At 38.2% G+C, this 6,532-nt stretch carries 6 protein-coding genes and 1 pseudogene; 1 reads left to right on the top strand and 6 read right to left on the bottom strand.

Annotated features, from left to right (window positions below; genetic code table 11):
- Positions 1–347: 347 nt before the first annotated feature.
- Positions 348–566, bottom strand: a pseudogene (locus tag Q0017_RS12975) (endonuclease domain-containing protein); the annotation flags it as partial.
- 447 nt (positions 567–1,013) lie between these two features.
- Between Q0017_RS12975 and Q0017_RS12970 the strand changes: the two are divergent.
- Entirely contained in the window at positions 1,014–2,306 is a 1,293-nt protein-coding gene (locus Q0017_RS12970) for a dicarboxylate/amino acid:cation symporter (protein ID WP_298147620.1), read from the top strand.
- An 88-nt stretch (positions 2,307–2,394) separates the two neighbouring features.
- Here Q0017_RS12970 and Q0017_RS12965 read toward each other — a convergent pair whose 3' ends face one another.
- The 5 genes from Q0017_RS12965 to Q0017_RS12945 all read right to left on the bottom strand — a co-directional run bounded on the left by Q0017_RS12965 (position 2,395) and on the right by Q0017_RS12945 (position 6,388).
- Positions 2,395–2,694 carry a hypothetical protein gene (locus Q0017_RS12965; protein ID WP_298147623.1) on the bottom strand — a complete coding sequence of 100 codons (300 nt, stop codon included), beginning with the start codon at positions 2,692–2,694 and terminating at the stop codon, positions 2,395–2,397.
- Positions 2,694–4,784, bottom strand: coding sequence for a 3'-5' exonuclease (locus tag Q0017_RS12960; protein ID WP_298147618.1), 2,091 nt, complete (start codon positions 4,782–4,784; stop codon positions 2,694–2,696). Before Q0017_RS12960 ends, Q0017_RS12965 begins: the two co-directional genes overlap by 1 nt.
- A gap of 38 nt (positions 4,785–4,822) precedes the next feature.
- Positions 4,823–5,386, bottom strand: a complete 564-nt coding sequence (gene pnuC / locus Q0017_RS12955) for a nicotinamide riboside transporter PnuC (RefSeq protein WP_298147614.1) — start codon at positions 5,384–5,386, stop codon at positions 4,823–4,825.
- The gene (locus tag Q0017_RS12950; protein ID WP_298147612.1) at positions 5,386–5,895 is read right to left on the bottom strand and encodes a hypothetical protein; all 510 of its coding nucleotides are present in this window, start codon (positions 5,893–5,895) and stop codon (positions 5,386–5,388) included. Before Q0017_RS12950 ends, pnuC begins: the two co-directional genes overlap by 1 nt.
- Positions 5,896–6,049: 154 nt before the next feature.
- A complete protein-coding gene (locus Q0017_RS12945; protein WP_297428573.1) occupies positions 6,050–6,388 on the bottom strand; it encodes an FKBP-type peptidyl-prolyl cis-trans isomerase in 339 nt (112 codons plus the stop codon).
- Between the last annotated feature and the right edge of the window lie 144 nt (positions 6,389–6,532).

The raw sequence follows: 6,532 nt of genomic DNA, 5'->3' as shown, positions 1-6,532 counted from the left end.
CTATGATAAGATTAACCCGTTAGGTCAGGTGGCCTAACTTAAATAAAAAGTCTCCGACAAACCCGGTACGGTTCATATCAAATCTGTCATCAAAATAAGCCTCAATTTATAACGATCTAAAATCAGGCTTATCCATGATTCGGGTTAAATAAATATAAGATATTTTTTAATTTGTAAGATCTTCAATTTATCTAATAATAAGCTTAATCAAAATTTCCTAATCAAACGTGCAGGTATTCCTCCATCAAAAAATTAATAAACAGTGCCAAAAACCTTGTTATTACTACGTTTAAACATCAATCTAGTTGATTCACACAAAAGCAATTGAAAAATGTATCCCAAACTCAATCTGCTTCTAATCCTTCTTTTGTGAAGTGCTGAACACCATCACACTCAATCACTAAATTGGCAGCAGGACAGTAAAAATCCACAATGTAATTCAAAATTGGCTTTTGCCGATAAAACCGTAAACCTAAAATTTTCTTATTACGAAGTCGTGACCATAACAATTGCTCAGTATCAGTCTGCAAAGCTTGTTTTAAATTTTTATTATTTTTTAAACTTATCTGTAATCCAATAAGAGCAAAAATTTAAAACAAAAATAGCTTGCATCAACTACATTGCACTTTAATCTAAGCTGCAAGCCCTTCTTTTACAAAGCTCATTGTGCTGCTATCAACAATCTAAAATACATAAATGTAGGCAAAAAACTTACAATCCATATCGAAAAAAATATGATTTTGTGATATTCCAACCCGAAAAAAAACAAAAATATACAAATAAGATATTATATTATATTATATTATATTATACTTAAAAAGTATTAAATTATAAGTCATTATTTCTTATAAACTTTATAAAAAATAATTACAAATATACAACACTAAACGTCTATTTACTCAGCATACAAGCAAGACAGTCGACCAATGTAGGAGACATAAAATATATCAAAAAAATCTTGAGCACTTAAAATACCCAGCTTTCTCTCCTACTCACGATTAAGAGGCTTTTTTATGGCTGTACATCCAACTGACCTAGGTCAGCCTCCTAAAAAACAAAAGTTCTACCAAATTTTATACGTTCAAGTCATCTTTGCGATTATTGCGGGTATTTTACTTGGGCACTTTATGCCAGACCTAGGTGAAAGCCTTAAGCCTCTTGGTGATGCTTTCATTAAAATCGTGAAAATGATTATTGCACCGGTCATTTTCTTAACGGTTGCCACCGGTATTGCCGGTATGAATAATATGGGTGCAGTGGGTCGTGTAACAGGAAAAGCAATGATTTACTTCATGTTTTTCTCAACACTTGCACTCATAGTAGGTATGGTGGTTGCCAATATTATCAGACCAGGTTCTGGCTTGAATATTGACCCTGCCCTACTTGAAGGCGATAAGGTTTCAGGCTTTGTCGAAAAAGCACAAGATGCTTCGATGGTTGATTTCTTCATGAATATCATTCCAAAGACCTTGGTTAGCCCATTCGTGAGCGGTGATATTCTGCAAGTCTTGTTTGTCGCTGTGTTGTTTGGTATTGCTGTAGCTGCTGTGGGTGAAAAAGGTAAACCTATTACCAACTTCATGACCACCTTAACAGCACCTGTGTTCCACCTTGTAGGCATGCTGATGAAGCTTGCGCCGATTGGTGCCTTTGGTGCAATGGCCTATACCATTGGTGCATTTGGCATCTCAAGTATTGGTAATCTTCTTCTGCTTATCGTCACCTTCTATGTCACTTCACTGCTGTTCATTTTAGTCATTCTAGGTGCAGTTGCACGTTATAATGGCTTTTCAATCATTGCTTTGATTCGTTATATTAAAGATGAACTGTGGTTGGTTTTGGGTACAAGTTCTTCAGAAGCTGCTTTACCGACGTTAATGGATAAAATGGAAAAAGCAGGCTGCGAAAAATCAGTAGTAGGTTTGGTTATTCCAACAGGTTACTCGTTTAACCTCGATGGTACTAACATTTATATGACCATGGCAGCACTATTTATTGCCCAAGCATGTAATATTGATCTCACCATTTGGGAACAAATTACCATCCTTTTAGTCGCAATGATCAGCTCTAAAGGTGCAGCAGGTGTTACAGGTGCAGGTTTCATTACGCTTGCAGCAACCTTATCTGTTGTTCCTGCTCTACCAGTTGCAGGTATGGCCTTGATTTTAGGTATTGACCGCTTTATGTCTGAATGTCGTGCCTTGACTAACCTTGTTGGTAACGCCTGTGCTGCGATTGTTGTTGCGCGTTGGGACGGTGCTTTAGATAAAGAACAGCTTGATGCAACACTAAACAAAAAAGTTTAAATTTAAATAAAGAATTAAAAACCATCTTCGGATGGTTTTTTTTAATTCTTAGATGTTGAACAGGCTTACACCTTTACCCACACTATTTTTATCTGTTTAAATCAGTACTGTGTTTTATTGCGCCAACAGGATAAAGCAACTTCAATTGCGTGGTTTGCCCTACATCCAAGGTTAAACGATAACCGCGAAATTCAATCACAGCATAAAATTCCTCAGCACCATCATCTAAGCCACTGGTACGCCATGTGGTGCCTTGCGGAAAATCGTTTAACCACGATGCCGCATAAAAATCTGCCACCGAATACAGCTTTAAATCTTCACACTGCATTAACTGCTCACAACACGCTAAAAACTGCTGAATTTTGTCTTGATAAAAATCAATAAGCATCATGATTCTAATAAGCGTAGCTTTTTTAAACGTGCGCGAATAGCACCCACATTACGCTCAAGCCGTTTGGCAATTTCTTTGAGTGGCAATTGTTCTTGCATAAATGCATCGATCAATTCCACCTCTTCATCTTCATTCCATGGCTGATAGGCTTTGGCTGCCGGCACATGATTTTGGGGGTGAATATCGCTGTGTTGTAACTCAACTTTTTCTGTAGGCGTATCTGTAGGTTGCTGCTGATAATGCGCGACTAGCTTCACCACATCTTGGTAAAAGCCTTGTGGTTGGCTGGCCAAGATATATAAATATTCTTGTGCGCGGGTCAGCGCCACATAAGCCAATTTACGCTCAGTGTCTGGCTCACGTTTGGCACGTGGCATGGTGTCTAAGCCTAAGAAAAACACATGCTTAAATTCCAAACCTTTACAAGATTCTACATTCAACACCTTAATGCTGTTGCTATCTAAACTAAGTTTCTTTTTGGCGTGCGCAGTGGTCACCCACTCTAAATGGGCATGACTACACTCTTGGGCAAATGCTTGATTAAGTAGGTTTTCGTCATTTTTATATTGCGCGTCATAAGCACGTAAAATGGCAATCTGGTTTTGTGCAGTCCCTTCAGCCAATAAGCGTTTTACTTTTTTTGCGATTGAGTTAAGCAGTTGCTCACGATTACTGTCATGATATGTAACTGGATAGATCCCTTGGCGACACTCACCTGTGTCGGGATTTAATACCCGATCATAAATATCTTGCCCTTGTAGGCTACCGATTTTTTTAGGATTTAAAAAATCGCGGGCAATATCTAAAATTTCTTTGGTATTACGATAACATTTAAGTAATTCAATCGGGCGTTTACCTTGTACCTGTAAACCCACCGACTTCCAACTTGGCTTGGTGCGGTTAAAGATATTTTGCGCAGGGTCATAACAAAATAAAATGCTGTTACTTTGTGGCTTGACCAATTTACTTAATAGCTGAATCCACTCTTGAGAAAAATCCTGACCTTCATCAATTAAAATCGCATCATAAGGCTGAGTATTCGGATGCGCTGCAAGATAATCTTGAAATAAACTATTAATGCGTTGTTCGTACTGTTGTGATGACTCACCCATTTTAAAGCCAATATTGGCTTGGGTAATTGTTTTGACCACGCCATGAAAATTTTGTACGTCAATATCTTGAGTATCGCCCAACATCATTTTAATGTGATTGCATAAGGTATTGTTAAAACACACCACCAAAATTTGCCAATCTGGATAAATTTGGCGTAAATAGCGCGCACGACTGGCAAGGACTAAAGATTTACCACTTCCGGCTACACCTTTTAAAATACGATGCCCTTCACCAATATTTTTAGCTACACTTTCTTGCTGTAAATCAAGAGCTTTAAAATCTTGCGGCTGTGCGCTAAACAAACTAGCCTGATCTAAATGATTAACCCGAATTTCAGGAAAAATCATATAACGTAAGGCTTTTTCTTGTGCATAACTGAGTGCTGAAAAGCTAAAATTAAAACCTTCAAATGCCTGTTTTAAGCGCTGTTGGGTCAGGTCTCGCGTGATGCTTTGGTTTAAATCTAGCTCTAGCTCATCTTTAAATAAGGCTTTATGTGGTGGGGTAATTGCAGGTTCAAGTAAGCCCATGAGTTGGGCATCGGCACGGGTGATATTGGTATAAAACACCACATAACTGACAGGAAAAATCAGTTTACCTTGATACTGACCATGCGGATTTAAAAAGGCTGCATTTTGTTTGCACTGATCCATTAGTTTTAAGCTAAATTGGCGTGCCTGTACATTAGGATTCGCCACGGAGGTGACTTGGGCATTTTTATAAAAAGTGCCGCTAAAATACAGTTTATCCAGCTGTTTAAAATGGCTTTTAGACCAATCTTTGACTTCAACTGCTAATAATCCCCAAGCAGGATGCCAAATTAAAAAATCTGAATAACGTCCTAAAGCTTCAGGTTCATACCAAATACAGACCTGATCATCATCGCTAAATAAATGTTCTAAAAATTTAAATACTTTTTTCTCGCCACTGGTGGCATTTACTTGATTTAAACTGCTTGGTATAAATTCAGCCATGTTGAATCACTCGATATTTTCCCCGAGCGCAATATACGCTAATTTTGCCTTAAATTTAAGCGACTTTGCTGCCATTGCACTAAACCCCAACAGGCCAAAGCAATAAAACCGGCATACAAGGCAGCGGTAAGTAGTAGGTCTTTATAAATAAACATACCCACATAAATGATATCAAGCACAATCCATAATGCCCACGTAGCCACGTATTTACGGCTCGCCCAAAACGTAGCAAGCAAACTAAACGCCACCAATTGCGCATCTAAGAGCGGTAAATCGGCTTGGGTAAAATGCTGTAAACTTAAACCAAAGACTAAACCCAAAATAAAAGTAGCGAGCATCTGGCGTAAAGCGGTATGGAGTGCAATATTTTGAACCTGTAATGCTTGGGTGGCTGTGTGTTTCCAAGTGAAAAAACCATAAATTGCCATTAGCATAAATAAGCCTTGCAACACAGTTTCGGCATATAATTGATATAAATAAAATAAGTAGCCATACAATGCCGCGGCAACAAAATTAAAGCCCCAACATAGAATATGTTTTTTGACCGTTAAGCTCACGGCAATCACACTCAGCAACACTGCAAAGATTTCAAGATTCGACATTATAAATGCGCCATAGGCAGTTGCAGACGTTCATCCATATGTAAATGGCTATATTCAGGATGAAATTCAGGTTTCCATAAACTTAATTTATGTTCTTCACCAAAACGATCTACATGTAACTGAAACACCCCATAACGCCCAATATAATATTCATACGATTGCGTGGTAAAGGTCAGATAAATAGACCATTCATCTAAGTCTAAACGGCGGACTTCGTGCTGAGTCTCTTCAGGCAATTTGCTGAGTAAATCATCACGCATAGCAAATACCAAACGTGAATCACGTTGTTCCATACATTGCTGCATAAATAAACGTGCCACATCATCAAATAAAATCTGTTGCTGTAATAACATTTGTGCCAACAGCGCATCAATCGGCTGTGGTGCAGAAAATTTTAGCGGTGGTTGACGCGCAGGCAAGCCTGTAGATGGGCTGGTGAGTTTTAAATATTGATATAAAAATACCGCCAAGACCACAACAATGACGCAAATCAAAAGCATATGACCCATTTGGCAACCTGTATGTTAAACAACATTTTATCGCGCTACTATAACGATTATCAGTTGGCAAAATAAAGCCAATTTGTGGCTTATTTTTAAATAATCTTTATGTTTAGAATCATAAAAAATACCTAAGACCATCACTGATCTTAGGTATTGGCACTTAGTCGCGGGTTTTTACATCATATAACTCAATTTCAAAAATTAAGTTAGAGTTGGCAGGAATCACATTGCCCATTTTACGCTCACCATATGCTAAATGTGACGGTACGATTAATTTACGTTTGCCACCCACTTTCATGCCCATAATGCCCTGATCCCAACCTTTAATCACACGGCCTGTACCAATCACGCATTCAAAATAGTTACCACGATCAAGCGATGAATCAAACTTGGTGCCATCTTCTAACCAACCGGTGTAATGGGTGGTAATTAATGCGCCTTTCACCGCTTCTTTACCCGTACCTTCAACCAAATCAATCATCTGTAATTCTTGGCTCATGTGCTTTACCTTGCGTTAAAAAGCTTAGTATAAACAAGATTAGAAGCGCAGTTCTTGAATATCTGGGTCATTAGATCTCTTGCGAAAGTTAATTTAAGAGCATCCAATTCACCATTCCAGCAATTAAATTCATTCTTAGACCAA

The organism is uncultured Acinetobacter sp. (genome assembly GCF_947624825.1).
Classification (GTDB): domain Bacteria; phylum Pseudomonadota; class Gammaproteobacteria; order Pseudomonadales; family Moraxellaceae; genus Acinetobacter.
The sequence above is the reverse complement of the archived record's forward strand: the minus strand, read 5'-3'. Positions and strand labels throughout refer to the sequence as shown.

Coding starts and splice junctions, on each gene's coding strand:
- Q0017_RS12960 (WP_298147618.1), bottom strand. CDS start 4,784: ATGGCTGAATTTATACCAAGCAGTTTAAATCAAGTAAATGCCACCAGT.
- Q0017_RS12970 (WP_298147620.1), top strand. CDS start 1,014: ATGGCTGTACATCCAACTGACCTAGGTCAGCCTCCTAAAAAACAAAAG.
- Q0017_RS12965 (WP_298147623.1), bottom strand. CDS start 2,694: ATGCTTATTGATTTTTATCAAGACAAAATTCAGCAGTTTTTAGCGTGT.
- Q0017_RS12950 (WP_298147612.1), bottom strand. CDS start 5,895: ATGGGTCATATGCTTTTGATTTGCGTCATTGTTGTGGTCTTGGCGGTA.
- Q0017_RS12945 (WP_297428573.1), bottom strand. CDS start 6,388: ATGAGCCAAGAATTACAGATGATTGATTTGGTTGAAGGTACGGGTAAA.
- pnuC (WP_298147614.1), bottom strand. CDS start 5,386: ATGTCGAATCTTGAAATCTTTGCAGTGTTGCTGAGTGTGATTGCCGTG.